Raw genomic sequence first — 25,263 nt, forward strand, 5'->3', positions numbered from 1 at the left:
TCGCCCCCGGTCTCGGCAGGACCGCCGCGCCGCTAACCCCGCTGCGGCTCGGCCCGCTCACCGCCGGAGGCTTCCGGTTCCGGCGCCTCCTTGAAGTCCACCTTCCCCATGTGCCGGCTCATGGATCGCATCAGGCCCCACACCGCCAGGGCCATCACCGCGAAGACGATGAACCCGAGGACGCCGGGGGTGACCTTGTCCTCGTCGAGTTCGGCGAGAGTGACGAGGTGCGTCATTGCCATGCTTGCGCTTGCACTCATGTCAGGCATTGTCCCGGATGCCCGCGAAGAGGTCGTCCTCGGGGAGGGAGGTGTCCACGAGGGACTTCGCGAGCTCGTACTCCTCGGTGGGCCAGACCTCCTTCTGAAGCTCCATCGGCACCCGGAACCAGCCCCCGTCGGGGTCGATCTGCGTGGCGTGCGCGATCAGCGCCTTGTCCCGGATCTCGAAGAAGTCCGCGCAGGGCACGTGGGTGGTGAGCGTGCGCTCCTTGCGCTCGAACTCCGACCAGCGCTTGAGCCAGTCCCCGTACGGCGACTCCAGCCCGCGCTCCAGCAGCGCGTTGTGCAGCGCCTCGGTGCGGGGGCGGTTGAAGCCCTGGTTGTAGTACACCTTCAGCGGCCGGTACGCCGCCCCGTACTCGGCCTCCGGGTACTTCTCGGTGTCGGCCGCGCCCTCGAAGGCCACCATCGTGATCTTGTGGGTCATGATGTGGTCGGGGTGCGGGTAGCCGCCGTTCTCGTCGTAGGTGGTGATCACCTGGGGACGGAAGGAGCGGATCTTGCGCACCAGCTCACCGGCCGCCTTGTCGACGTCCTCCAGGGCGAAGCAGCCCTCCGGCAGCGGCGGCAGCGGGTCGCCCTCGGGCAGGCCCGAGTCGACGAAGCCGAGCCACTCCTGCTTGACCCCCAGGATCTCCCGGGCCTCGTCCATCTCCTTCTTGCGGACCTCGTGGATGTGCTCCTCGATGTACGCGTCACCCTGGAGCTTGGGATTGAGGATGGAGCCGCGCTCCCCGCCGGTGCAGGTCACGACCAGCACGTCCACCCCCTCGGACACGTACTTCGCCATGGTGGCCGCGCCCTTGCTCGACTCGTCGTCGGGGTGGGCGTGAACGGCCATCAGTCGTAGCTGGTCAGTCAAGACTCATTCCTCGGTCAGTCGGCGCCCGCGTGCGTCGGCGCATTCCAATAGGTGCCGCCCCGCAGGGGCGTCGTCGAGGGGCGGCGGTCGGGTGGCGGTCGGAGGCTTCTATAGTGACCGAATCGGACGCCGAATAATTCCGGGGCCCGGGAAGACCGGCTCCTGCCGAGAGGACGATCATGAGTACGGCGAGCACCCAGCCGCCCGAGAGCCGGTACGGCCGCTCCTCGGACGAACGGGCCGACCGCACGCTCAAGGTCGTCGGCGCCGTGCTCGGCGCCGTCCTGCTCGCCGTGATCGGCTGGTTCGGCTACCACTACGTCGGACAGAACAAGATCAGCGGCGAGCTGATCGGGTTCGAGCTCGCCGAGGACTCGGTGCAGGTGCACCTGGAGGTCCGCAAGGACGCCGGTGTCGCGGGCTACTGCACGGTGCGCTCCCAGGCGGAGGACGGCGACGAGGTGGGCCGCGCCGACTTCCGTTTCGACGGGGACGAGACGCGCATCGACCAGGTCGTCACCCTGCGGACCAAGGCCGCGGGCACGACCGCCGAGCTGCTCGGCTGCCACGCGGACTGATCCCGCGGAGCCCAGTCGGCGCAAATACGTGGCGCTGACCTGCGGTGACATGATTCTGGTGGCTTATGTCCTCCCCCTTTGGCCACTCAATTGTTAGGCTCGTGGTTTCGCCCTTCCGTGAAGGAACATCCTTCTGGGTAGGGCGTTGATTTGTATTCCCAGTACCAACGAGGAGCACCCGTGACCCAGACCAGCGAGAACGTCACCTGGCTGACCCAGGAGGCGTACAACAAGCTCAAGGAGGAGCTTGAATACCTTACTGGTCCTGCGCGCACCGAGATCTCTGCCAAGATCGCCGCGGCCCGTGAGGAGGGGGACCTGCGCGAGAACGGCGGGTACCACGCGGCGAAGGAGGAGCAGGGCAAGCAGGAGCTCCGCGTGCGCCAACTGACCCAGTTGCTCGAGAGCGCCAAGGTCGGTGAGGCTCCGGCCGCGGACGGCGCCGTGGCGCCCGGGATGGTCGTCACGATCGCCTTCGACGGTGACGAGGACGACACGCTGACCTTCCTGCTCGCCTCGCGCGAGTACGCGAGCTCGGACATCGAGACCTACTCGCCGCAGTCCCCGCTGGGCTCGGGCGTCATGGGCCACAAGGTCGGCGAGGACGCGCAGTACGAACTGCCCAACGGCAAGCCGGCGTCCGTGAAGATCCTCAAGGCCGAGCCCTACAACGGCTGACCGGGCCCCTCCCCGGCCGGTGCTCAACCGGCCGTCTGTTGTTGACGAGCCCTCGGCGTCCCGGTGACGCCGGGGGCTCGTCGTCATCCCGCCGTCAGGTGGCGGCCGAGCGGTACTTGCGCACCGACAGGGTCCGGAAGACCGCGATGATCAGGACGGACCAGATCACCGAGGCCCAGACGGGATGCTGCATGGGCCAGGCGTCGGACTGCACGACGCCCGGATTGCCGAACAGCTCACGGCAGGCCTGCACCGTGGCACTGAACGGGTTCCACTCGGCGATGTGCCTGAGCCAGGGGGTCATCTGGCTGGAGTCCACGAAGGCGTTCGAAATGAACGTCACCGGGAACAGCCAGATGATGCCTCCCGAGGTCGCCGCCTCCGGGGTCCGCACGGACAGGCCGATCAGCGCGCCGATCCAGGTGAAGGCGTAGCCCAGGAGAAGCAGCAGGCCGAAGCCGGCCAGGATCTGTCCGACGTTGGTCGGCTCCGCGGAGCCGGTGCGCCAGCCCACGATCAGCGCGACGATCGCGAGGACGAGCAGCGTGACGGCCGTCTGCACGAGATCGGCGACGGTGCGGCCGGTCAGCACCGCGCCACGGGCCATCGGCAGGGAGCGGAAGCGGTCCACCAGCCCCTTCTGCATGTCGTCGGCGATGCCGGCCGCCGATCCCGCGGTGGCGAACGTGACGGTCTGCGCGAAGATGCCCGCCATCAGGAAGTCCTTGTAGACCTCCGGGTCGGTGGTGTTCCCGATCTTCATCGAGCCACCGAAGACGTAGGTGAAGAGGACGACGAACATCACCGGCTGAATGACCCCGAACAGGACCATCTCGGGGATCCTGGTCATCCGGATCAGGTTTCTGCGGGCGATGACCAGCGAGTCCCGGACGGACTGGCCGACGGGGTTGGCGGGCGCCGCGGCTCGAGCGGCGTCGGTGGCGGCGCTCACTTGGCTGCCTCCTTCTTTTCCTTGTCCTTGTCCTCACGGCCGGCATCGGCCGCCGGGCCGTTCCTCCCGGCCTCGGCCACGTGGCCGGTGAGGGAGAGGAAGACGTCGTCGAGGGTGGGGCGGCGCAGGCCGATGTCGTCGATCTCGATACCGCGGGTGTCGAGTTCCCGGATGACCTCGGCGAGCAGCTTGGCGCCACCGGTGACGGGGACGGTGAGCTTGCGGGTGTGCTCCTCGACGGTGGTCGAGCCCTTGCCGAACCCGCCGAGCACCTCGGCGGCCGTCCCCATGTGCTCACGCTCGTGCACCACGACCTCGACGCGCTCTCCACCGGTGCGCGCCTTGAGCTGGTCGGAGGTGCCGCGGGCGATGACCCGGCCGTGGTCGACGACCGCGATGTCGTGCGCCAGGTGGTCTGCCTCCTCCAGGTACTGCGTGGTCAGCAGAAGGGTCGTACCGCCGGCGACCAGTTGCTTGATGACCTCCCACAGCTCCTGCCGGTTGCGTGGGTCGAGGCCGGTCGTCGGTTCGTCCATGAACATGACGGGCGGGGAGACGACCAGGGCGGCCGCCAGGTCGAGCCGGCGGCGCATGCCTCCCGAGTAGGTCTTCGTGGGACGGTCGGCGGCGTCCGCGAGGTGGAACTGCTCGAGCAGCTCGCCGGCCCGGGCCTTCGCGGCCTTGGACCTCATCTGGTAGAGCTGGCCGACCATCTGGAGGTTCTCGCGGCCGGTCAGGTATTCGTCGACCGCGGCGAACTGGCCGGAGAGGCCGATCGAACGCCGCACCTCGTTGGGCTGCTTGAGGACGTCGATGCCCGCGACGACCGCTTTGCCGCTGTCCGGGCGCAGCAGGGTGGTCAGGCAGCGGACGGCGGTCGTCTTGCCCGCGCCGTTCGGACCGAGCAGGCCCAGGACCGTGCCCTCTGGAACGTCGAGGTCGACGCCGTCCAGAGCCCTTACGTCACCGAAGGTTTTCACCAGGCCTTCGGCATAGATGGCGCCTGGCATATGAGTCTCCACGTCGTCGGGGATTCTTCGGAAGCTAGGTTTGTACGTTTCGCTCGGCGCGGCGAGCGATTTACGACACACCATAACGCGATGTATCGCGTCTCACAATGCAGTTACTCGAACGAGTGACCGGAACCGGTGACCGGGTCAGCCGATGACGGGGTATCCCGCCTCACGCAGCGCCCGGCCGACCTCGGCGCAGTGCTCCGGGCCCTTCGTCTCCAGGTGCAGCTCGACCTCCGCCTCCGTGAGCCCGAGCCGTGGATCGGTCCGGACGTGGCTCACATCGAGGACGTTAGCGTCGACCACTGACAACACCCCGAGAAGCGTGGCGAGGGCGCCGGGCCGGTCCGTCAGACGCAGCCGGACCGCCAGGTAGCGGCCCTGCGCGGCCATGCCGTGCCGCAGCACGCCCTGCATCAGCACCGGGTCCACGTTGCCGCCGGACAGCACCGCCACCACCGGCCCCTCGAAGGCGCCCGGCTCACTCAGCAGCGCCGCCACCGGACTCGCTCCGGCCGGCTCCACGACCAGCTTGGCCCGCTCCAGGCACAGCAGCAGCGCGGTGGACAACTCGTCCTCGGAGACCGTGCGGACCTCGTCCACCAGCTCGCCGACGATCCCGAACGGCACGTCGCCGGGCCGTCCCACCTTGATGCCGTCGGCCATCGTCGCCGGATTCTCCACGGCCACCGGACGCCCCGCGGCCAACGACGGCGGATACGCCGCCGCGCCCTCCGCCTGCACGCCCACGATCCGCACGTCCGGCCGCAGCGCCTTCACCGCGACCGCGATCCCGGCGACCAGCCCTCCCCCGCCGATGCCGACCACGACGGTCCGCACCTCGGGGCACTGCTCCAGGATCTCCAGCCCGACCGTGCCCTGGCCCGCGATGACGTCGGGGTGGTCGAAGGGGTGGATGAACACCGCGCCGGTCCGTTCCGCGTACTCCTGCGCGGCGGCCAGCGTCTCGTCGACCACCTGGCCGTGCAGCCGCACCTCGGCGCCGTAGTCCCTGGTCGCGCTGATCTTGGGCAGCGGGGCGCCCTTCGGCATGAACACCGTCGAACGCACCCCGAGCAGCGACGACGCCAGCGCCACGCCCTGCGCGTGGTTGCCCGCGCTCGCCGCGACCACGCCGGCGGCCCGCTGCTCGGGCAGCAGCCCGGCGATCCGGACGTAGGCGCCGCGCAGCTTGAACGAACCCGTCCGCTGAAGGTTCTCGCACTTGAGGTGCACCGGCGCGCCGACCAGGTGGGACAGGTGCCTGCTGCCCTCCATCGCCGTCACCCGCGCCACGCCCGAGAGCATCTTCTGGGCCCCGCGTACGTCGTCGAGGGTGACGGGTGCGGCAAGGGCGGCCGTGCTGTAGCTCATGTCTCCAGCATCGCAGTTCACAGGCGCCCGGGGCCGTTGTGACCAACCTCCGAGACCCGCTTTGCCCAGCGCAGGTACGGCTCGCCGCCCAGCCGCGTACCCTGTCCCCCAATTAGCAGCCCTCCACGAAGTGAGCCCCCGGCCATGCCCACAACACCCGAAATGTCGATGGACATGACGACCGCCGGTGACACCGGTCTTCTCGAGACGCTCCAGCACGAGGTGGCGCTCTTCGCCCGACGTGCCGAACAGACCCGGCTCGGCGGGGTCGGGCAGGTGCGCAACTCGATGGACCGCGCCGCCTACCTGCTGCTCAACCGCCTCGACAAAGAAGGCCCGATGGGCGTCAAGGCGCTCGCCGCGAGCATGGGAATCGACTCCTCCACGGTCACCCGGCAGGTGGCCCCGCTCGTCGACACCGGACTCGTCAAGCGGACCTCGCACCCCGAGGACGGCCGCGCCGTGGTGCTCCAGCTATCCCCCCGCGGCGTGTCGCGGCTGGAGGAGGTCCGCTCCTCCCGGCGTCAGCTCATGGCCGAACTGACCCAGGACTGGGCGCCGGAGGAGCGTGAGGCGTTCTGCGCCCTCCTCGCGCGCTTCAACGGCGCCCTGTCCGCCCGTATGGCCCCGACGGGTGTCGCGGACCCCGAGTCGCCGTCGGCCTCCTGAGCCGGCTTCCACGGGCTTTCCGGGGCGGTTCCGCACCGGACTCTTGACCGGCGGGCCGCCCCTGGCCTGATATGAGACGCAGGGGTCGTCGTACGGGACTCGAGGAGTCGTCGCCCTCTGGTCGGGAGGCGCGGTGCGAGAACGGCAGGCATCCCACAGTGCCCGCCGGGCCCGGGAGTTCCAGGCGTTCGTCGCGGGCGCGGCAGGGCGGCTGCTGCACGCCGCCACCCTGCTCACGGCCGAACCGCCGGGCGACAACCCGCGCGCGCGGCGCCTGCTGTCCCTGTCGCTCGCCCACACGTACGCGGGCTGGGACCGGCTGCACGGGGAGGACCCCTACGACCGGGCCCGTCAGTATCTGGCCACCCGCTTCGCCCGCGAGGCCTGGCACCGGTACCGCGACGGCCTCGGCCGGGCCCGGCGGTACGCCACCGGGCCCCTGGGCCGGCTCACTCCGCGCGAACGCCTGATCCTGGTGCTCAGGCTCTACGAGGGTGTCGCCGAGGAACAGGCCGCCGCCCTGCTGGGACTTCCCGTGGAACGCGTACGGACGATCTGCGACCGTGCGACGGCCACCCTCCTGCACCCGCCCGCGGACCCGGCCCGCCCGGTGGCCGCCGAGGCGAAGGCGAAGGCGGCGACGCCATGACGGGCGGGGCACTCGCTGCGGCGCGTGACACAGCGCTTGAGGGGACGGTGCTTGTGGGGACGGCCGGCACGATGCCGGGCACGCGCGCGTGCGGCACCGGGAGGCCCCGGTGAACCGCCTCCAGCGAGAGGCCGCCGCGCGGCGGATCATGGAGCAGTCGCCGCCGCGGGTGCCGCCCGAGCTGTACGCGGACGCCGTGCGCCGCGGCGTTCGCATGCTGCGGCGCAGAACCGCCGCCCGTCGGCTGCTGTGGCTGGTGCTGTGCGCCGCTGCCGTGGCGTTCACGGTGTGGGCGCTGACCGTCCAGCCCTGGGTGGTGCCGCCGTCGGAGACGACCCCACCCGTGACGGGCTGGGAGGGCTGGTGAACGCGCCGGACTAACCCAACGCCTGCTGGAGGTCCGCGAGCAGGTCGTCGACGTTCTCGATACCGACCGACAGGCGCACCAGGTCGGCGGGCACCTCCAGGGCCGAGCCCGCGGCGGAGGCGTGCGTCATCCGGCCCGGGTGCTCGATCAGCGACTCGACGCCGCCCAGGGACTCGCCCAGCGTGAACACCTTCGCGCGGTCGCACACCTCGACGGCCGCTTCCTCGCCGCCCTCGACGCGGAACGACACCATGCCGCCGAACGCCTTCATCTGCTTGGCGGCGACCTCGTGCCCGGGGTGCTCCGGCAGCCCCGGGTACAGCACACTCGTCACGCGCGCGTGCCGGGAGAGCATCTCGGCGACCTTGGTGGCGTTCTCGCTGTGGCGGTCCATGCGCACGGCGAGCGTCTTGGTGCCGCGCAGCACCAGCCAGGAGTCGAAGGGCCCGGCGACGGCGCCCATCGCGTTCTGGTGGAACGCCAGCTCCTCCCCCAGCTCCTGGTCGCCCACGACCAGCGCACCGCCGACGACGTCGGAGTGGCCGCCCATGTACTTGGTCAGGGAGTGCACGACGACGTCCGCACCGAGCGCCAGTGGCTGCTGGAGGTACGGCGTGGCGAAGGTGTTGTCGACGACGAGCCGGGCGCCGGCGTCCCGGGCGACCTGGGCCACGGCGGCGATGTCGGTGATGCCGAGCAGCGGGTTGGAGGGCGTCTCCACCCACACGGCCTTGGTCTTCGGGGTTAGCGCGGCCCGCACCGCCGCCGGGTCACTCGTGTCGGCCACGGACCACTCCACGCCCCACCGCGTGGCGACCTTGGCGAAGAGCCGGAACGTACCGCCGTACGCGTCGTTGGGGATCACCACGTGATCACCGGGACGCAGCAGCGTACGCAACAGGCAGTCCTCGGCCGCCAGTCCGGACGCGAACGCGAGGCCGCGACGGCCGCCCTCCAGAGCGGCCAGGTTCTCTTCCAGGGCCGTACGGGTCGGGTTGGCGCTGCGGCTGTACTCGTATCCGCCGCGCAGTCCGCCGACGCCGTCCTGCTTGTAGGTCGACACCTGATAGATCGGCGGGACGACCGCGCCCGTCCGGGGGTCGGCGGTGTTGCCCGCGTGAATCGCGAGCGTCTCGAAGTGCTGACTGATGTGCCTGTCGCTCATGGGAACCGAGGGTAGCCGCGCGGACGGCTCCGCGCGTTTTCCACAGGGCCACGGCCCAGGTTGGCCAATTGTCGGCGCCGTCTGGTTCGCTTGAGACATGGAGATTCTGTGGGTCCTGATAGCGCTGGTCATGCTCGGCTTCGTGCTGCTCCCCGTTCTGCGGCGCCGGCGGAGCGCGGTCGGCCTGGTACCCGCCGGCCACCCGGACGCGGCGGACCCCGAGAACTACGGCTTCGCCCGCGAGGAGGAGCTGGACATCCGCATGCCCGGCCCGGACCAGGACCTGCTGGACGTCCTGGACCTGGTCCAGCGCACGCAGGACTACCGGGGGGCCAAGCAGCTCCTCGCCGGCACGGAGGCGGAGGGCGAGCGGCGCTGGCAGCGTGTGCAGGCCTTCGCGGGTGCCGCGTCGCTGGAGCTGCGGCAGCGGCCCGGCGGCGTCGGCGAGACGCCGGGCGGGCAGTGGCTGCGGGTGTGGCGGGCCGAGGCGCCCAAGGACGCGGGCGGCGCGGCCGTGCACGCCGAGTTCCTGGTGCAGCAGGCGTGGCGGACGGCGACGCCGGGCACGGACGAGTTCCGGATCATCATGGAGGAGGCGAAGGCAGCCTGCGGGGAGGCGGCACTGCTCGCCCCCGGCGACCCGATCCCGTACATCATCGAGCTCTCGGTCGCCCGCGGCCTCGCCTACCCGCGCGAGGACTTCGAGCAGCTCTGGCTGAAGATCCTGGACCGCGCCCCGGCCCACATGGGCGCGCACCTGGCCGCCCTGCACTACTGGTGCGAGAAGTGGCACGGCTCCCGCGACCTGGCGTACTCCTTCGCCGAGGCGGCGGCGGCCCGTGCCCCCCGCGGTTCCCTGCTCGCGGCGATGCCGCTCTTCGCCGTGTTCGAGCATCTCCCCGAGGTCAACCTGGTCAGCGGCTTCTACCAGAGCGAGGTCGTCACCAAGGCGGTCCACGGCGCCCTGCACGCGGTCCACTCGGCCCGCCCGGACGACCCGATGCAGGCGCACGTCCGCCATCTGCTGGTCCTCTTCCTGGTCCGCGGCGAGCGCTGGGCCGAGGCCATGAACCAGCTCATAGTCATCGACGGCCACGTCGGCGCCCTGCCCTGGACCCTGTCCGCCGACCCGGCGGCGGAGTTCGCGGTCTACCGCGCCCTGGCCGTCGCGGGCTACGAGGCGAACGGCGGCAGCCCGGCGACACTGCCGCACTGACGGCCACCCCCTGACGCGGCCGGCGGACTACCCGCCGGCCGTACGCACACACCGCGCTCCCCGGCCGGTACGCACTCATCGCACCCCCGACCGGTCCGCACACGTCTCTCTCCCCCCCTCGGGCCGGTCCGCACAGGTCTCCTCGTCTCCTCGCCGGGCGATCCGCGCACGTCTACGCGCCGGCCGATCCGCGCACGTCTACGCGCCTCCGGCCGGCCCTCGGTCGTCCGCCGGGCCGCCCCCGGTCAGCCCTCGGCGCGGGCGGGCAGCCGCCAACCCGGGCGCGGGAAGTGGCAGGTGTAGCCCTCCGGGTAACGCTGAAGGTAATCCTGGTGCTCGGGCTCGGCCTCCCAGAAGGGGCCGACCGGCTCCACCTCGGTGACGACCTTGCCCGGCCACAGTCCGGAGGCGTCCACGTCCGCGATCGTGTCCTCGGCGATCCGCTTCTGCTCGTCGTCCACGTAGTAGATCGCCGAGCGGTAACTGAGGCCGATGTCGTTGCCCTGACGGTTCTTGGTGCTCGGGTCGTGGATCTGGAAGAAGAACTCCAGGATCGCGCGGTAGTCCGTCTCCTCGGGGTCGAAAAGGATCTCGATGGCCTCCGCGTGCGTGCCGTGGTGGCGGTACGTCGCGTTCGGCACGTCTCCACCGGTGTATCCCACCCGGGTCGCCGTGACGCCCGGGAGCCGGCGGATCAGCTCCTCCATCCCCCAGAAGCATCCACCTGCGAGCACGGCCCTCTGCGTCTGCGCAGCCATTGCGGCCCTCCACAATTCGTCGTTCGGTCACTCGGGCTACTCGGCCGGCACCGCCGGCATCCCCCGGCCACTCTTCTCAACGCGCGAGGGTTCCCGGCGATTCCGGGCCCGCCGCACCGGCCCCGCGGCCGGAAACCATGGTCCGCCTCGCTGGGCTTGCCGGAGCGATCACGGTGCGGCGACCGCTCGCCGCGCTGCCTCACGGAGCTCGGGAGGCGCGGAGCGTGCACGTGGGGATGCCCGGCAGAGGTTGCCATGCCGCGGTCTTCTCCGCTGCCCGGCTCCACGCGGTGGCCGCCTGGCGCGAGATCATGAACAGGTGACGAAGCAGATCAGGAAGGCGACTCCGGTGGAGCGATCCGTCAGCGAACCGGAGATCTCCGCTTACCAGCGGTCGCTGCGAGACCGATCGCTCGCCGCCCCCGTCGTCCCCGCGCCCGCGCCCTGGCGGCCCGTCTTCGCGTACGCGTACGGAGTCCCTGTCGGTGGACTGCTCGGCATCGGCTTCGCGTCGCATCCCGGCAGCGGCCATGACCTGGTCATGGTCGTCTCGCACGACGGTCACGGTCTCTTCGACGCCGTCACCGGCGAGAAGATCGCCAGGGACCGCGACCCCGATCCCGAGGACAGCACCCCCGACGCGGTCGCCGACCTGTCCTGCCCCGGACTCGGGCCCATCGCCGGGAGCCGCGTGCGCATCGCGGGGCTCTTCGGCGGTGGGCTGCACACCACGACCGGGGACGGCTGGACCCTGGAGGTCGTCACCCCGGCCTGGCCCAACGATCGTGTGCTGCTCTCGGTCGATGGCGGGCTTCCCCACTCCGGCCCGTACGGAGAGAAGTGGTGGCACATCTTCCACTCCAGCTACTCGGAACTTCGGGCCTTCGGCTTCTCCCCCTCCGGGGAGACCATCGCCGTCGCGACGAGCAGTGACGTATCCCTGTGGACCCGCCGCCCTGAGCACAGCCACGGCAGCGTCGCTCAGCACTGACCCAGCCTCGACACAGGCGGGTCCCGGTCCGTCAGTCCGGTTGGCGCAGCCCCGCGATGAGGTGTTCGACCAGGCGCCGCGCGTCGTAGCGCGGGTCGCTCTCCGCGCCGATGCAGAGGTTGCCGACGCCGCGCATGAGCTCCAGGGCGGACAGGTCGGACCGGATCTCGCCGGAGGCGGTCGCGGCTTCGAGGAGCCGGGTGCACACGGGCACGAGGCGGTCGAGGAAGTACGCGTGCAGCGTCTCGAAGCCGGCGTTGTCGGACTGCAGTACGGCAGCGAGTCCGTGCTTGGTGACCAGGAAGTCGACGAACAGGTCGATCCACCGCCCCAGGGCGGCGTACGGGGTCGGGCTGCTCGCCAGCAGGGCCGGGCCGGCCTCGGCGCAGGCCTCCACCTGGTGCCGGTAGACGCCGATGATGAGGTCCGCGCGTGTCGGGAAGTGGCGGTAGATCGTGGCCGTTCCGACGCCGGCCCGGGCCGCGATGTCGCGTACCGGCGCTTCCACGCCCGACTCGACGAAGACCGCGGCGGCCGCGTCGAGCAGGGTCTTCTGGTTGCGCCGGGCGTCCGCACGCTTGGGCCGGGCCGCCTGCGCCGTGCCCTCGCCGCCGTCCTGCTCTCGCACCACGTCGTTCCTCCGCCACCGGGATTGCTAAACGGGACGCTGTTCCGTATTGTCAAACGGGACGGCGTTCCACTTGGTCATGATGCCAGAGCGCGACTCCCGGCACCAGCGCCCCCGAGCGCCGGGCGCTTGCCATGCCGTTTGCCGTGCCACTCGCCCTGCCGCTCGCCGTGCCACTCACGGTGTCCGCGGTCCCGCCCCGCGCACCCCGCTTCACCCACAACGGAGGAACACCCCATGCGATACCGCACCCTGGGCCGCACCGGCGTGCAGGTCAGCTCCCTCGCGCTCGGCGCCATGAATTTCGGCGCCATCGGACGCACCACCCAGGACGAGGCCACCGCCATCGTCGACGCCGCCCTGGAGGGCGGGGTGAACCTCATCGACACCGCCGACATGTACGGCGCCGGCGAGTCGGAGGAGATGGTCGGCAAGGCCATCGCCGGCCGCCGCGACGACATCGTGCTGGCCACGAAGGCGTGCATGCCGATGAGCGACGAGCCCAACCACCGGGGCGCCTCGCGCCGCTGGCTGGTCACCGAGCTGGACAACAGCCTGCGCCGCCTCGGTGTCGACCACGTCGACCTCTACCAGATCCACCGGTGGGACCCGGCCACCAGCGACGAGGAGACGCTGTCGGCCCTGACCGACCTCCAGCGCGCCGGGAAGATCCGCTACTTCGGCTCCTCGACCTTCCCCGCGTACCGCATCGTGCAGGCCCAGTGGGCGGCCCGCGAGCACCGCCTGGGCCGATACGTCACCGAGCAGCCCAGTTACTCCGTCCTCCAGCGCGGGATCGAGAGCCATGTGCTGCCCGTGGCCGAGGAATACGGGCTCGGCGTACTGGTGTGGAGCCCGCTGGCCTCGGGCTGGCTGTCGGGGGCCGTCCGTGCCGGGCGGGAGATCGCCACTCACCGCTCGGCGGTCCTGCCCGAACGGTTCGACACCTCCCTGCCGGCCAACCGGGCACGGATCGACGCCGTCGAGCGGCTGGCGGAGGTCGCCGACGGGGCCGGTCTGACCATGATCCAGCTCGCGCTCGGATTCGTCACCGCGCACCCCGCCGTGACCAGCGCGCTCATCGGCCCGCGCACCCTGGACCACCTGCACGCGCAGCTCGCCGCCGCCGACACCGTGCTCTCCGCCGACGTCCTCGACGCCGTCGACGCCGTCGTGGCTCCCGGCACCGACCTGGCCGCGCACGAGAAGTTCGACACCCCGCCCGCGCTGCTGGACGCGTCGCTGCGGCGCCGCTGACCGTCGTGGGCGGCGCGTCCGGCCGCCGGCCGCCGGAGCGTGACGCCGCGGACCGTCGTGGGGGGCAGGCGCCGCCGGCCGCCCGGGTCACGAGCGGCGGGCGGCAGCCGTCGCCGCCTCGCGTCCGGCACGCTCCGTCAGGAATTCCTCCCACGTCCGCCGGCCCACCCGCGCCCCCTCCAGCGTGAGGTTCGCCCCCGCACGGTAGGCACGGCCCGCCCTGCCGGGGATCCGGACCGGCAGGTGCGGACGCCGGCGCCGGGCATGCAGGGCGAGATACGGGCGGGCCAGGGCGGCCAGGTCGTGGACCTCGGGGCCGGTCATGTCGGGAACCCGGCCGGAGGGTGCCGCGAGGGTCAGTTCGACGAGGCGGGCGGCGACCTCGCGGGAGTCGACCGGCTGGAGGCGCAACCCGCCCGGAACGGGGAGGACCGGCAGCTTGGCCATCTTCTCGATCATCGTCAGGGTCAGCTCGTGGAACTGGGCCGCCCGCAGCACCGTCCACCCGATGCCCGAGTCGGCGATCGCCCGCTCCGAGTCCAGCTTGGTGCGCAGCCACGCCAGCGGCACACTGTCCGCGCCCACCACCGAGATGTACACGAGGTGCCGTACGTCCGCGCCGGAGGCGGCCCGCACCAGGGCGCGGGTCGCCTTGTCGTCGCCCTTCGGGCCGCCCGCCAGGTGCAGGACGGTGTGCACGCCGTCGACCGCGGCCTCGACACCTTCACCGGTGAGGAGGTCGCCGGTGACGTAGGTGACGCCGTCCCCGGCGGGGCGGGCCCGCCGGGTGAGGACCCGTACCTCGTGGCCGGCCGCCCGCAGCAGTGGGACGACGTGGCCGCCGAGGGTGCCGGTGCCGCCGGTGACGAGGATGGGGGTGGAGGGGGACGAGGGGTACGTCATGACTGCTCCCGGGGTCCTGGCGCCCGGACGGACGGGTTTCTGGTCCCCGCCCGTCCGGGCGTCCGCCGTGTGTGTCTACGGCGGTATGACCCGCGGCGTCGCGGCCGTGTGACAGCCGGGGGAAAGATTCCCGAAGAACCTCTCCGGCCGGTCGGCAGAGGCTTCCCGGTCCGTCAGATCGTCGCCGTGTCGATCACGAAGCGGTACCGCACGTCACTCGCCAGGACCCGCTCGTACGCCTCGTTGACCTCGGACGCGGCGATCACCTCGATCTCGGCGCCGAGGCCGTGCTCGGCGCAGAAGTCCAGCATCTCCTGGGTCTCCTGGATGCCGCCGATCATGGAGCCGGCGAGGGTCTTGTTGCCGCCGATGAGCGAGAACAGGTTCAGGGCGATCGGCTCCTCGGGGGCGCCGACGTTCACCAGGGCACCGCCGGTCTTGAGCAGGCCGAGGTAGGAGCCGAAGTCCAGCGGCGCGGAGACCGTGGAGAGGATCAGGTCGAAGCTGCCCGCAAGGTGCTGGAAGGTCTTCTCGTCGCTGGTCGCGTAGTAGTGGTCGGCGCCCAGCCTCAGGCCGTCGTCCTTCTTGCGCAGCGACTGCGAGAGGACGGTGACCTCGGCGCCCATCGCGTGGGCGATCTTGACGCCCATGTGGCCGAGGCCGCCCAGGCCGATCACGGCGACCTTCTTGCCGGGGGCGGCGCCCCAGTGCTTGAGCGGGGAGTACGTGGTGATGCCCGCGCACAGCAGCGGCGCGGCGACGTCGAGCGCGAGCCCGTCGGGGATGCGGACGGTGAAGTCCTCGGCGACGACGACCTTCTGCGCGTAGCCGCCGTAGGTCGGCTCACCGTCGTAGCCGACGGCGTTGTACGTGCCGACGCTGCCCTTGAGGCAGTGCTGCTCCAGGCCGGCCTCGCAGTTCTCGCACTCGCGGCAGGAGTCGACGAGGCAGCCGACGCCGACCCGGTCGCCGGCCTTGAACTTGGTGACGCCGGGGCCGACGGCCTCGACGACACCGGCGATCTCGTGGCCCGGGACCATCGGGAAGATGGCCTCGCCCCAGCCCTCCCGGACCTGGTGGATGTCGGAGTGGCAGATGCCGGCGAACTTGATGTCGATCAGAACGTCGTGTTCGCCCACCTCGCGCCGCTCGATGGTGGTCCGCTCCAGCGGAGCCTTGGCGGCGGGTGCTGCGTACGCGGCGACAGTGGTCATGCCGGGTTCTCCGGAATTCTCTTGGCATTGACAGGGTGATGCCTCCACCCTGCCTCCGGCCTGCGGGATCACCCAGACCACGCTTTTGCGTACGTCCAGCGTGCGTACCACCGGCGGGGACAGTCTCGGGTGCGTACGACCGGGAATACGTCCGGCGATACTGGAGGGTATGGATGGACTGGACCGGCGTGCCGAGCTGAGCGAGTTCCTGCGCACCCGCAGGGCCAGGCTGAAGCCGGAGGACGTGGGCCTGCCGTCGTTCGGGCGGCACCGCCGGGTGCCGGGGCTGCGGCGCGAGGAGCTGGCGCAGTTGGCCGGGGTGTCGGTGGCGTACTACACGCGTCTGGAACAGGGCAACGGGCGGAACGTGTCGGCGGAGGTCCTCGACGCGATCGCCCGCGCCCTGCGGCTGTCCGACGCCGAGCAGGCGCACCTGACACACCTGGCGAAGCCGAAGCAGCAGCGCAGGCGGGCGACGGCGGCGCGGGCGCAGCAGCCGGTGCGGGTGGCGCTGCTCCAGTTGCTGGAGTCGATCGACACCGTGCCGGCGTACGTGACGGGACGGCGCTCGGAGATCCTGGCCTGGAACCGGATGGCGGCGGCCCTCTTCGGCGACTGGGGCGGGCTGCCCGCCGAGGAGCGGAACTGGGCGCGGCTGGTCTTCCTGAACCCGGACTACCGGGACCTCTTCGTGGACTGGGACCAGAAGGCGTCCGACATGGTCAGTTTCCTGCGCATGGACGCGGGCCGGCACCCGGACGACCCGCGGCTGTCCGCCCTGGTCGGCGAACTGTCCGTGAAGAGCGAGGAGTTCCGGCGGCTGTGGGCCACGCACGACGTCAAGGAGAAGAGCTACGGCGTCAAGCGGATGCGGCACCCGCTGGTCGGTGACCTGACCCTGTCCTTCGAGACGTTCCGCCTGGTCGACGACGAGGAGCAGGCGTTCGTCACGTACCACGCCGAGCCCGGCTCCCCTTCGGCGGAGGCGCTGCGGCTGCTGGCGAGCTGGGGGACGGACGCGGCGGCCTCGCTGCCGAGGTGAGGGTCGGCCGAACCGTCAGTGGCCGCGGCCGTGGCCACCGCCGCCCGGAACCGCACCGGCTGACGTCCCGCCACGGCCCGCGCGCCGGACATGGGGAAGCGCCCGCGCGCCGGACATGCGGCAGCGCCTGCCGCCCCCGGTGAGGGGCGGCAGGCGCTGTACGGGCGGCGCGGAGGGGGGCGGGGCCGTCAGACCGCCGAACCGGCCTTCCACTGGGCCCAGTCCATGTTCCAGCCGTTGAGGCCGTTGTCCGGGGCGATGGTCTTGTCGCCGGTGTTCTGAACGACGACCACGTCACCGATGATCGAGTTGTCGTAGAACCAGGCGCCCGGCGTGTTCGGGTCGTCGGCGCCCTTGGCGTCGGCCAGACCCACGCAGCCGTGGCTGGTGTTGGCGTTGCCGAAGATGCCCTTGCCCCAGTAGTTGCCGTGGATGAAGGTGCCGGAGGTGCTCAGGCGCATGGCGTGCGGCACGTCCTTGATGTCGTACTCGCCCTCGCCGTCGTCGTCGGTGAAGCCGACCGTCGCGCCGTTCATCCGGGTCTCCTTGAACTTCTCGGAGATCACCATCTGGCCTTCGTAGGTCTTGTTCTCGGGGGAGCCGGCCGAGATCGGGATCGTCTTGACGGTCTTGCCGTCCTGCGTGACCTTCATCTGCTTGGTCTTGGCGTCGACGTAGGAGACCTGGTTGCGGCCGATCTTGAAGGTGACCGACTTCTGCTGGACGCCGTAGATCCCCTCGGCGCCCTCGACCCCGTCGAGCGCCAGCTTGAGGGTGACGGTCGAGCCCTCCTGCCAGTAGTTCTCGGGGCGGCAGTCCATGCGCTGGGTGCTGAACCAGTGGCAGGCGACCTCCTGGCCACTGGTGGTGTTGACCGTGATGCCCTTCTGGACGGCGGCCTTGTCGGTGATCTCCTTGTCGAAGTTGATCGACACCGGCATGCCGACGCCGACGGTCTTGCCGTCGTCCGGGGTGAAGGTGCCGATGAAGCTGTTCTTCGGGGAGACCGTGGTGAACGACGCGTTCTCGTGGGCGGCGCGGCCCTCGGAGTCCTGCGCGGTCGCCGTGATCTGGTACTTGGTGGCCCGCTCGAGCTGACCGCTGGGCTTCCAGCTCGTCTTGTCGGCGGATATCTGGCCCTCGACCTCCGTGCCGTCGGTGGCGGTCATCTTGACCTCCGTGAGCGTGCCCTTGCTCACGGTGACGCCGGCGGAGTTGTTGATGGAGGCGTTGTCCGAGTTGTCCTTGGGCGTGATCTTGATCTGGGCCTCGGACGACTTCTTGGCCGCCGCCTCGTCGACCTCGGCCTGCGAGGTCTTGCCGTCCCCCCCTCCGGAGGTGTCGGCGTCGCCACTGGAACATGCCGAGAGCACCAGCACACCGCCGAGCAGTGCGGACGCGGCCGCCAGGCCCTTGCGCCGCTTACCGTCCGTCATCACACGCTTCTCCATCGTTGCCGAGTCCGGAAACCCCGAGATTCCCCGTCAAGAACTTTCAACGCTACGACCGGTTCGTCCCGTTCCACATCGCTCACAGGTGTGGGGCACACCACGTTTGCCGCGGAGGCGGGGGCGGTGCGGGGCCGGCCGGCGCGCCCCTTGAGACGACGAAACCCCGGACGGTGGTTGCCGCCCGGGGTCACGTTTTTCCCCACACCGCGTCAGCCGACCGTCAGTTCATCGTCTTCGGGGTCGTTCTCGTCGCCATCTTCCTCGTCCAGGTCCCACTCCGGCGAATCGGGGTCGTAGTCGATCTGCTCGCCACTCCAGGAGGCCTGCTGGAGCTCGACTCCGGGTACCGCGCTGACCAGGTCGAACGGGTCCACGAGATGGGCCAGGGCCTCCGCGGTGTCCTCCGTCACAGCGCGCTCGGCGTGGGCCCTCTCCGCGTCGGACAGGTCGGTGTCGTCGGCGAGCGACCGCAGCGCGGCCCCGGTGACGGCCTCCTCGTCGTCGATCTCGAGAACGAGCTCGACGCGAATCCGTACAAAAGATGACGTCTCTGGAGTACTCATGCCCGGAGCGTAAGGCCGACCGCTCCCGTGACTTTCCTGTGACCCGCGGCTTTCACTAACATCTGCCCACACGGCCAATTCGCCAGCGCCACAAGGGGATCGATATTCCGTGTCATCCGCTCGCCGTCCGTTGCTGACCGCCGCCGCCGCGGGCGGCCTGCTGTGCGCCCTGTGGTTCGTCCCGTCCGCGAACGCGACACCCGACACACCGGCACTCAAGTCCGCCTCCGCCAGTTCGTCTCCGCAGGTCACAGCGCAGGCCAGAGTGGTGTCCACGGGCACGGAGGCCGGCGGCGGGGGCACCACCCGCCTGGCCGACACCGGAAGCTTCGACAGCACGCCGTACGTCGTCGGCGGCGCCCTCTGCCTCGGTCTCGGCGCCGGCTTCGTCGGGTACTCGGTGCGCCGGGAACGCCTCGGTTTTTGACGGCGCTTGACGTTCTTTTGGACTTCTTGACCGTTCGAAGGCGGCGGGCGCTCCTGCGTCAGCGGGCGCTCCCGCGTCAGCGCGCATTCCGGCGTCCGCGGGCGCTCGGGCGTCAGCGGACGCTCGGGCGTCAGCGGACGCTCGGGGGACGGCACGGCGCGACAGCGCAGCGGAGCCCCGCCGTCCCGACAGGGCTCCTCGGACCTCGTCGGCCCGGCTACCGCAGCGGCCCGGTCACCGCCTCCGCGGCCGCCACCAGGTGCCCGGCGCGCACGAACGCGTCCGCCGCGGCGAGATCGGGCGCCAGGAACCGGTCCGGGCCGGGACCCTCGACACCGGCCGCCCGTACGGCGTCGATGACCGCCCGCGAGGCCGGGGCGGGGGCGAGGCCCTCGCGGAGCTGGATCGCGCGCGTGGCGGCGTACAGCTCGACGGCGATCACGCGGGTGAGGTTGTCGACGGCCGTGCGCAGCTTGCGCGCCGCCGACCAGCCCATCGACACGTGGTCCTCCTGCATCGCGGAGGACGGGATCGAGTCCGCCGAGGCGGGTACGGCGAGCCGCTTCAACTCGCTGACCAGGGCGGCCTGCGTGTACTGGGCGATCATCAAACCGGAGTCGACGCCGGCGTCGTCGGCGAGGAACGGCGGCAGCCCGTGGCTGCGGTTCTTGTCCAGCAGCCGGTCGGTGCGCCGCTCGGCGATGGAGCCGAGGTCCGCGACGGCGACGGCGAGGAAGTCGAGCACGTAGGCGACCGGGGCACCGTGGAAGTTGCCGTTGGACTCCACCCGCCCGTCGGGCAGCACCACGGGGTTGTCCACGGCCGCCGCCAGCTCGCGCTCGGCGACGAGGCAGGCGTGGGCCATGGTGTCGCGTCCGGCGCCGGCGACCTGCGGGGCGCAGCGCACCGAGTAGGCGTCCTGGACGCGGGGGGCGTCGTCCTGGTGGTGCCCGGTCAGGCCCGAGCCCTTGAGCACGGCGGCCATGTTGGCGGCGCTGGCGGCCTGCCCCGGGTGCGGGCGGATGGCGTGCAGCTCGGCGGCGAGCACCTTGTCGCTGCCGAGCAGGGCCTCCATGGTCAGCGCGGCGGTGACGTCGGCGGACTTGTAGAGGGTGTCGAGGTCGGCGAGGGCCATGACCAGCATGCCGAGCATGCCGTCGGTCCCGTTGAGAAGGGCGAGGCCCTCCTTCTCGCGCAGCTCGACGGGGGCGATACCGTGCTCGGCGAGCAGCTCGCCGGCCGGCCGCACGGTGCCGTCGGGGCCCTCGGCGTCACCCTCGCCCATGAGGGTGAGCGCGCAGTGCGACAGGGGGGCGAGGTCGCCGGAGCAGCCGAGGGAGCCGTACTCGTGCACGACCGGGGTGATCCCGGCGTTCAGCACGTCGGCCATGGTCCGCGCGACCTCGGGGCGGACGCCGGTGCGCCCGGAGCAGACGGTCTTCAGCCGCAGGAACATCAGCGCGCGGACCACCTCGCGCTCGACGCGCGGGCCCATCCCGGCGGCGTGCGAGCGGACGATGTTGCGCTGCAACCGGGCCCTCAGGTCGGGGCTGATGTGCCGGGTCGCCAGGGCGCCGAAGCCGGTGCTCACGCCGTACACGGGGTCCGGCTTGGCGGCCAGCGCGGCCACGATCTCGCGGGCCGCGGCCAGGGCGGCCACCGCCTCGTCGGAGAGCTCGACCCGGGCGCCGGCGCGCGCCACGGCGAGGACGTCGGACGCGGTGACGCCGGTCGTCCCCACCACCACAGTGTGCATATCCATATTCAGGAGCGTACGCAGTGAATTCGATGATGTCACGAGGGAGGCCGTCACGGATGCGTGCCGGTTGCACCCCTTACCGCGCCGGCCCTACGGCGAGTGCCGCCCGCGGAACCGCCTGCGCTCCCCGTCCTCCTCCCGCGAGGGCTCGTCCGCGAGCCGTACGACGGGGTCGTCGGGCCCCTCGCGGCCGGCGACGACCGGCCCGGCGGACCGTTCGGCCTTGGCGCGGTACTGGGCGGCGTCGGCGAGCCGGAACAGCCGGCGGGCCGAGCGCACCGGCCCGACGGGGTCATCCGTGGACGCGACCCCGCAGGCCACACCGTCACCGAGCTCCAGCTCGGCCGCCCGGCGGCACAGCTCCTCGGCGGCCTTGACCACCGCGTCGGCGGACGGCCCGACCGCGAGCAGGCAGAACTCGTCCCCGCCGAGCCGCGCCGCGAGCGCCCCCGGCAGCATCGCCCCGCACAGCGACAGCACCGATCCGAAACGTTCCAGCAGACGGTCGCCGACGGCGTGCCCGTGCGTGTCGTTCACGCGCTTGAGGCCGTTCAGATCGCATACGACGAGACTGACGACGACGTCCTCCTCGCGGTGCCGTTCGACGGCCTCGTCCAGCGCGGAGTCGACGGCGCGGCGGTTGGCCAGCCCGGTGAGCGCGTCGGTGTACGCGAGGCGCCGGACCTCCTCCAGCCGCTCGGTCTGGGCGATCCCGGCGGCGACGACGGAGGCCAGCACGGTCGCGAAGTCGGCGTCGGGCCGCGCGAAGACCGGCTCCCCCACCGGACGGGCCACGTACAGCTCGCCCCAGGCGCGGCCGTGCAGCACGATCGGCGCGACCACGCAGCAGCCGCGCCCCCGGCGGCGCAGGGCGGCGACGCGCTGGTGGACGTAGCCCGGACGCCCGGCGGCGGGACCCTCGGCCGTCTCGACCCAGGCGTCGGGCTCACCGCCGCCGGCCCAGCGCTCGTGCAGGAACTCGGTGATCTCCGCGAACTGGTGCACCGGGTAGGACTCGTCCTCCGGGAACTCCTCCTCGCCCTCGGCCCGCTCGCCGACGTTCACCAGGACCCGGAGGCGGCCCAGCTCGCGCTCCCACACCGACAGCGCGGCGAAACCGCCGCCCAGCGCCAGACACGCGCCGACGGCCGCCGCCCGCCAGGCCTCACGCGAGCTGTGCGCGGCGGCCATGCCCTGCGCCAGCGCCACTACGGCCGCGAGCCGCCTGTCGTCACCCATCACTCCAGGCTAGGGAGATTCACGGAGAAAGTGGACATGAGACCTCCGGCGGTTGGGCCGTTTGCGCGCGTGGTGAACGCGCGGGACAGCGACATGCCCGCTCACGCGCTGCCGTGGACGCGCCCCCCTTCGGCCCGCACGGACGCGCCCCGGGCACCGGACCGGCCGACGGCTACGGATGCGGATGCGGATGCCGCCGGCCCGGTGGCTGCCGCCGGCCCGGTGGCTGCCGCCGGCCCGGTGGCTGCCGCCGGCCCGCGCCACACGGGCGAGGTCACTCCCCGGGCCACCGCGGCGCCCGCTTCTCGTTGAACGCCGCCACCCCCTCCGCCCGGTCCCCCGAGAACGCCACCGCCCGCCACGCCGCGTCCTCGACCTCGAGCCCGGCCCGCAGGTCGAGCCCGTGCCCGAGCCGCAGCGCCCGCTTGGCCGCGCGCAGCCCCACGGGCGAGTTCGCGGCCATCCGGGAGGCGAGGTCCAGCGCCTCCTCCCGGTCCCGCCCCTCGTCCACGAGCTGGTCCACGAGCCCCAGCTCGCGCGCCTCCGCGGCCTTCACCCGCCGCGCCGTGAACACCAGCTCGGCGGCGCGCGCCGCCCCCACCCGGCGCGGCAGCAACTGCGTACCGCCGCCGCCCGGGATCACCCCGACCGACACCTCGGGCAGGCCCACCACCGCCGTGCGGTCGGCCACGATCACGTCGCACGACAACGCCAGCTCGAAACCGCCCCCGAGCGCGAACCCGTGCACGGCCGCGATCGCCGGCACCGGCAGCTCGAGCACCCCCGTGTACGCCGCCCGGGCCGCCGGCCGCTGCCGCAGCAGATCGGCGTCGGAGAAGGAGTTGCGCTCCTTGAGGTCGGCCCCGACGCAGAACGCGCGCTCATGGGTCGAGGTCAGCACCACCACGCGTACGCTCCGGTCCTCGCCCAGCGCCGCGCACGCCACCCCGATGGACCGGGCCATCGCGGTCGACACGGCGTTCATGGCCTTCGGCCGGTCGAGCGCGAGCTCCGCGACATGCCCGTCCCCGTGCCGCCGCACCAGGACGAACTCTCCGAACCGCTCCTCGCTCATGACACCCTCCGGTTAACGCGGGTTAACAATCCGACCGCCCGATCATCGCAGGCGGGACCCCGCGGGGAAAGGCCGGCCGCGCCCTGGCCCGCCCCGCCCTGCTTCCCCGTTCGAGTGACATCCGGCCGACCGCAGTACCCCGGCCGACGGCAGCCCGTAGCCTCGCTCCGCCACGGCGCGGCGGGGGCGCCTGCGCACCGGGGAGGGGACATGACGACGACCGGCACACCGACGAGACCGCAGCACCCGTGGGGCCACCGGGGCCGGCACCGCAGGCCCCGCCCCCGCAAGGTGCTGCTCACCGCCGGCGGCCTCGCCCTGGCGGCAGGCACCCTGAGCCTCGTCCGCCTGCTGCCCGGGCCCGGGGGCGGCGACGTGGACGGGTACGGCGCGCAGGCCGCGCCGCACGGGGGGACGGGCGGCGGCACCGCGACGGACCGGGCGACGGACCCCGCCGCGGCGAGCACCGCCGGTCCACCGGACGTGAGCCCGTCGGCCACCTCGGCCATGGGCGGTCCGAGCGGATCGCCGGTCCCCGGGCCGGGCCTCATACCGGGCCGGTCCGCGAGCGGCCCCCCGGCCACGCTCCCCTCCGCGACGACCGCCCCGGGCGGTGCGGACCCGGGCGCCGCGGACACGGGTGCCGAGAACTCGGGCGCCGAGAACTCGGGCGCAAGGAACTCGGGCGCCGGGGACTCGCCGCCCCCGCCCACGTCACAGCCACCGCGGTCCCCGCGGAGTCCGCAGCCACCAAGCCGGGACACCCCCGCACCTCGTCCCACCCCGACGCCGCCACCGCCAACGTCCGCCCCGGTTCCGGAACCGGGCGGTCCGGGTCTGTGCGTACCGGTCATCGGGGTCTGCGTGGACCTGCTCGGCGACGACCACTGACGGCCCCCGGCCCCCGGCGGGCGCCGGTGCGCGGCGACCGCCCACCGGACGCACCTGGCCCTACGACTCCCCGCCGCCAGCGCGCCGCGAGAGCAGCCAGGGCTCCACCACGCCGAGACCGCGTACCGGCCGCTGCCACATCGGCTGGAGCGCGAAGCGGTACGCCGGCGGCTCCTCGCCCTCCTTCTCCGCCGCGGCGGCCTCCTCGGCGGCCGCCGCCTCCGAGGCCGGGGCGTCCCGCGTACGGATCAGCTCCTCCGCGAAGGCGGTGTCGACGAGGACGGCGTCCCGGGGAGCTATCGAGGTGAGCCGGGAGGCCAGGTTGACGGTCGTGCCGAAGACGTCGCCCATCCGGGTGGTCACCGTGCCGAAGGCGATGCCGACGCGCAGTTCCGGCATGGTCTCGTCGTTCGCCATCGTCTCGATGAGCCGCAGCGCGATCTCGGCGGCCGTGCCGGCGTCGTCGGCGGCGTAGAGCACCTCGTCGCCGAGGGTCTTGATCAGCCGACCGCCGCGCGCGGCCACCAGGTCGGCGGCGGTGGTCTCGAAGGCCTCGACCAGCTCGCCGAGCTCCTCCTCCTCCATGCGGCGGGTCAGCCGGGTGAAGCCGACCAGGTCGGCGAAGCCGACGGCGAGCCGCCGGTCCACCATCTCCTCGTCGTCCCCGGCCTGCACGACCCGGCCGGCCGAGGCGGCGAGCTGGCGCCGCCAGACGTAGACGAGGAACTCCTGCAACTCGGGCAGGAGCAGCTCGACGATGGGATACGTCACCTCGGTGCGCGTCATCCCGGGCTCCGGGGGCTCGGTCAGGCCCTCCAGGAAGGAGTCGATCTGCCACTCGGCCAACCGGGCGGTGGTCTGCCCGGTGGACCGGGCCACCTGCACGGCCATGGCCTCGCTGAGCAGTCCCGCCTCCACCAGACCGGCCAGGCGCCGCAGGGCGAGGACGTCCGCCTCGGTGAGCGCCTTCGCCTGGCCGATGTCGGCGAATCCCATGGCCCGCCAGAAACGGGAGGCCAGTTCCATGGAGACGCCCGCGCTGCGGGCGGCCTGGAAGGGGGTGTAGCGGCGCTCGGCGCCCAGAATGAGCCCTTCGAGGCGCAGCGCGAGCGGGTCCTCGCCGGATTCGGCGGAGTCCGGGCCGGGCTCGGGGTCCACCCGGCCGTCCCCGTCCGCGCCGGAGCCCGTGTCGTCGACGGTCACGCCTGCTGCCCTTCCGATCTGCTGCGGTCAGGTTCGACCGGCCCCAACTTTACGTCAG

27 protein-coding genes are annotated in these 25,263 nt (G+C 72.0%); 11 read left to right on the forward strand and 16 right to left on the reverse strand.

The genetic code is table 11. From position 1 onward, the window contains the following. Positions 1-32: 32 nt before the first annotated feature. Together B1H29_RS13625 and mca are read right to left on the reverse strand one after the other, a co-directional pair. Positions 33-269, reverse strand: a complete 237-nt coding sequence (locus B1H29_RS13625) for a hypothetical protein (RefSeq protein ID WP_199832336.1) — start codon at positions 267-269, stop codon at positions 33-35. Further along, positions 262-1,143 carry a mycothiol conjugate amidase Mca gene (gene mca, locus B1H29_RS13630; RefSeq protein ID WP_055418144.1) on the reverse strand — a complete coding sequence of 294 codons (882 nt, stop codon included), beginning with the start codon at positions 1,141-1,143 and terminating at the stop codon, positions 262-264. Before mca ends, B1H29_RS13625 begins: the two co-directional genes overlap by 8 nt. 179 nt (positions 1,144-1,322) lie before the next feature. Between mca and B1H29_RS13635 the strand changes: the two genes are divergently transcribed. Both B1H29_RS13635 and greA read left to right on the forward strand, forming a co-directional pair. Then, positions 1,323-1,721 carry a DUF4307 domain-containing protein gene (locus B1H29_RS13635; protein WP_055418145.1) on the forward strand — a complete coding sequence of 133 codons (399 nt, stop codon included), beginning with the start codon at positions 1,323-1,325 and terminating at the stop codon, positions 1,719-1,721. Between the two features lie 180 nt (positions 1,722-1,901). After that, positions 1,902-2,399 carry a transcription elongation factor GreA gene (gene greA / locus B1H29_RS13640; protein WP_055418146.1) on the forward strand — a complete coding sequence of 166 codons (498 nt, stop codon included), beginning with the start codon at positions 1,902-1,904 and terminating at the stop codon, positions 2,397-2,399. 94 nt (positions 2,400-2,493) lie between these two features. On the opposite strand, the gene B1H29_RS13645 is transcribed toward greA, so the two are convergent. The 3 genes from B1H29_RS13645 to ilvA all read right to left on the reverse strand — a co-directional run bounded on the left by B1H29_RS13645 (position 2,494) and on the right by ilvA (position 5,738). After that, on the reverse strand, positions 2,494-3,351 hold the full coding sequence (locus B1H29_RS13645) for an ABC transporter permease (RefSeq protein ID WP_055418147.1): 858 nt from the start codon (positions 3,349-3,351) through the stop codon (positions 2,494-2,496). Continuing rightward, entirely contained in the window at positions 3,348-4,361 is a 1,014-nt protein-coding gene (locus B1H29_RS13650) for an ATP-binding cassette domain-containing protein (protein WP_055418148.1), read from the reverse strand. The genes B1H29_RS13645 and B1H29_RS13650 overlap by 4 nt, the downstream gene beginning before the upstream one ends. Before the next feature lie 147 nt (positions 4,362-4,508). Next, entirely contained in the window at positions 4,509-5,738 is a 1,230-nt protein-coding gene (ilvA, locus tag B1H29_RS13655) for a threonine ammonia-lyase (RefSeq protein ID WP_055418149.1), read from the reverse strand. 168 nt (positions 5,739-5,906) lie between these two features. Between ilvA and B1H29_RS13660 the strand changes: the two genes are divergently transcribed. From B1H29_RS13660 to B1H29_RS13670, 3 genes are all read left to right on the forward strand, one after another. After that, the gene (locus tag B1H29_RS13660; protein WP_055418946.1) at positions 5,907-6,407 is read left to right on the forward strand and encodes a MarR family winged helix-turn-helix transcriptional regulator; all 501 of its coding nucleotides are present in this window, start codon (positions 5,907-5,909) and stop codon (positions 6,405-6,407) included. A gap of 133 nt (positions 6,408-6,540) precedes the next feature. Next, a complete protein-coding gene (locus tag B1H29_RS13665; RefSeq protein ID WP_055418150.1) occupies positions 6,541-7,056 on the forward strand; it encodes a sigma factor-like helix-turn-helix DNA-binding protein in 516 nt (171 codons plus the stop codon). 109 nt (positions 7,057-7,165) lie between these two features. After that, positions 7,166-7,423, forward strand: coding sequence for a hypothetical protein (locus B1H29_RS13670; protein ID WP_055418947.1), 258 nt, complete (start codon positions 7,166-7,168; stop codon positions 7,421-7,423). A 10-nt stretch (positions 7,424-7,433) separates the two neighbouring features. On the opposite strand, the gene B1H29_RS13675 is transcribed toward B1H29_RS13670, so the two are convergent. Further along, positions 7,434-8,588, reverse strand: coding sequence for a cystathionine gamma-synthase (locus B1H29_RS13675; protein WP_055418151.1), 1,155 nt, complete (start codon positions 8,586-8,588; stop codon positions 7,434-7,436). A 97-nt stretch (positions 8,589-8,685) separates the two neighbouring features. On the opposite strand from B1H29_RS13675, the gene B1H29_RS13680 reads away from it, so the two are divergent. After that, positions 8,686-9,804 (forward strand): hypothetical protein, encoded by a 1,119-nt coding sequence (locus B1H29_RS13680; protein ID WP_055418152.1) that lies wholly within the window; start codon positions 8,686-8,688, stop codon positions 9,802-9,804. A gap of 245 nt (positions 9,805-10,049) precedes the next feature. Here B1H29_RS13680 and msrA read toward each other — a convergent pair whose 3' ends face one another. Then, the gene (msrA, locus tag B1H29_RS13685) at positions 10,050-10,562 is read right to left on the reverse strand and encodes a peptide-methionine (S)-S-oxide reductase MsrA (protein WP_055418153.1); all 513 of its coding nucleotides are present in this window, start codon (positions 10,560-10,562) and stop codon (positions 10,050-10,052) included. Positions 10,563-10,881: 319 nt separating this feature from the next. On the opposite strand from msrA, the gene B1H29_RS13690 reads away from it, so the two are divergent. After that, entirely contained in the window at positions 10,882-11,553 is a 672-nt protein-coding gene (locus B1H29_RS13690) for a hypothetical protein (protein WP_055418154.1), read from the forward strand. A 31-nt stretch (positions 11,554-11,584) separates the two neighbouring features. On the opposite strand, the gene B1H29_RS13695 is transcribed toward B1H29_RS13690, so the two are convergent. Next, positions 11,585-12,181: a TetR/AcrR family transcriptional regulator gene (locus B1H29_RS13695; protein ID WP_055418948.1), complete on the reverse strand. Its 597-nt coding sequence runs from the start codon at positions 12,179-12,181 to the stop codon at positions 11,585-11,587. Between the two features lie 237 nt (positions 12,182-12,418). Between B1H29_RS13695 and B1H29_RS13700 the strand changes: the two genes are divergently transcribed. Then, positions 12,419-13,438, forward strand: a complete 1,020-nt coding sequence (locus B1H29_RS13700) for an aldo/keto reductase (protein ID WP_055418155.1) — start codon at positions 12,419-12,421, stop codon at positions 13,436-13,438. 87 nt (positions 13,439-13,525) lie between these two features. On the opposite strand, the gene B1H29_RS13705 is transcribed toward B1H29_RS13700, so the two are convergent. Both B1H29_RS13705 and B1H29_RS13710 read right to left on the reverse strand, forming a co-directional pair. Continuing rightward, positions 13,526-14,341, reverse strand: coding sequence for an SDR family oxidoreductase (locus B1H29_RS13705; RefSeq protein WP_055418156.1), 816 nt, complete (start codon positions 14,339-14,341; stop codon positions 13,526-13,528). A gap of 173 nt (positions 14,342-14,514) precedes the next feature. Continuing rightward, positions 14,515-15,555 carry an NAD(P)-dependent alcohol dehydrogenase gene (locus B1H29_RS13710; RefSeq protein WP_055418157.1) on the reverse strand — a complete coding sequence of 347 codons (1,041 nt, stop codon included), beginning with the start codon at positions 15,553-15,555 and terminating at the stop codon, positions 14,515-14,517. Between the two features lie 169 nt (positions 15,556-15,724). Here B1H29_RS13710 and B1H29_RS13715 point away from each other — a divergent pair, with 169 nt between their 5' ends. Beyond that, the gene (locus tag B1H29_RS13715; RefSeq protein WP_055418158.1) at positions 15,725-16,597 is read left to right on the forward strand and encodes a helix-turn-helix domain-containing protein; all 873 of its coding nucleotides are present in this window, start codon (positions 15,725-15,727) and stop codon (positions 16,595-16,597) included. 188 nt (positions 16,598-16,785) lie between these two features. On the opposite strand, the gene B1H29_RS13720 is transcribed toward B1H29_RS13715, so the two are convergent. Both B1H29_RS13720 and B1H29_RS38530 read right to left on the reverse strand, forming a co-directional pair. Beyond that, a complete protein-coding gene (locus tag B1H29_RS13720; RefSeq protein ID WP_055418949.1) occupies positions 16,786-18,033 on the reverse strand; it encodes a L,D-transpeptidase in 1,248 nt (415 codons plus the stop codon). Positions 18,034-18,257: 224 nt separating this feature from the next. Beyond that, positions 18,258-18,611, reverse strand: a complete 354-nt coding sequence (locus B1H29_RS38530; RefSeq protein WP_055418159.1) for a hypothetical protein — start codon at positions 18,609-18,611, stop codon at positions 18,258-18,260. A gap of 109 nt (positions 18,612-18,720) precedes the next feature. Here B1H29_RS38530 and B1H29_RS38535 point away from each other — a divergent pair, with 109 nt between their 5' ends. Then, the gene (locus tag B1H29_RS38535; protein WP_167392533.1) at positions 18,721-19,038 is read left to right on the forward strand and encodes a hypothetical protein; all 318 of its coding nucleotides are present in this window, start codon (positions 18,721-18,723) and stop codon (positions 19,036-19,038) included. 217 nt (positions 19,039-19,255) lie between these two features. On the opposite strand, the gene hutH is transcribed toward B1H29_RS38535, so the two are convergent. From hutH to B1H29_RS13740, 3 genes are all read right to left on the reverse strand, one after another. After that, positions 19,256-20,794, reverse strand: a complete 1,539-nt coding sequence (gene hutH, locus B1H29_RS13730) for a histidine ammonia-lyase (RefSeq protein WP_055418161.1) — start codon at positions 20,792-20,794, stop codon at positions 19,256-19,258. Positions 20,795-20,887: 93 nt separating this feature from the next. Further along, on the reverse strand, positions 20,888-22,036 hold the full coding sequence (locus B1H29_RS13735; RefSeq protein ID WP_055418162.1) for a GGDEF domain-containing protein: 1,149 nt from the start codon (positions 22,034-22,036) through the stop codon (positions 20,888-20,890). Positions 22,037-22,310: 274 nt separating this feature from the next. Continuing rightward, positions 22,311-23,111 carry an enoyl-CoA hydratase/isomerase family protein gene (locus tag B1H29_RS13740; RefSeq protein WP_055418163.1) on the reverse strand — a complete coding sequence of 267 codons (801 nt, stop codon included), beginning with the start codon at positions 23,109-23,111 and terminating at the stop codon, positions 22,311-22,313. 210 nt (positions 23,112-23,321) lie between these two features. Between B1H29_RS13740 and B1H29_RS13745 the strand changes: the two genes are divergently transcribed. Beyond that, positions 23,322-24,002 carry a hypothetical protein gene (locus tag B1H29_RS13745; RefSeq protein ID WP_234393008.1) on the forward strand — a complete coding sequence of 227 codons (681 nt, stop codon included), beginning with the start codon at positions 23,322-23,324 and terminating at the stop codon, positions 24,000-24,002. Positions 24,003-24,062: 60 nt separating this feature from the next. On the opposite strand, the gene B1H29_RS13750 is transcribed toward B1H29_RS13745, so the two are convergent. Continuing rightward, on the reverse strand, positions 24,063-25,205 hold the full coding sequence (locus B1H29_RS13750) for an adenylate/guanylate cyclase domain-containing protein (protein ID WP_055418164.1): 1,143 nt from the start codon (positions 25,203-25,205) through the stop codon (positions 24,063-24,065). Positions 25,206-25,263: the final 58 nt, after the last annotated feature.

This window comes from Streptomyces pactum, assembly GCF_002005225.1.
GTDB classification, from domain to species: Bacteria; Actinomycetota; Actinomycetes; order Streptomycetales; family Streptomycetaceae; genus Streptomyces; species Streptomyces pactum_A.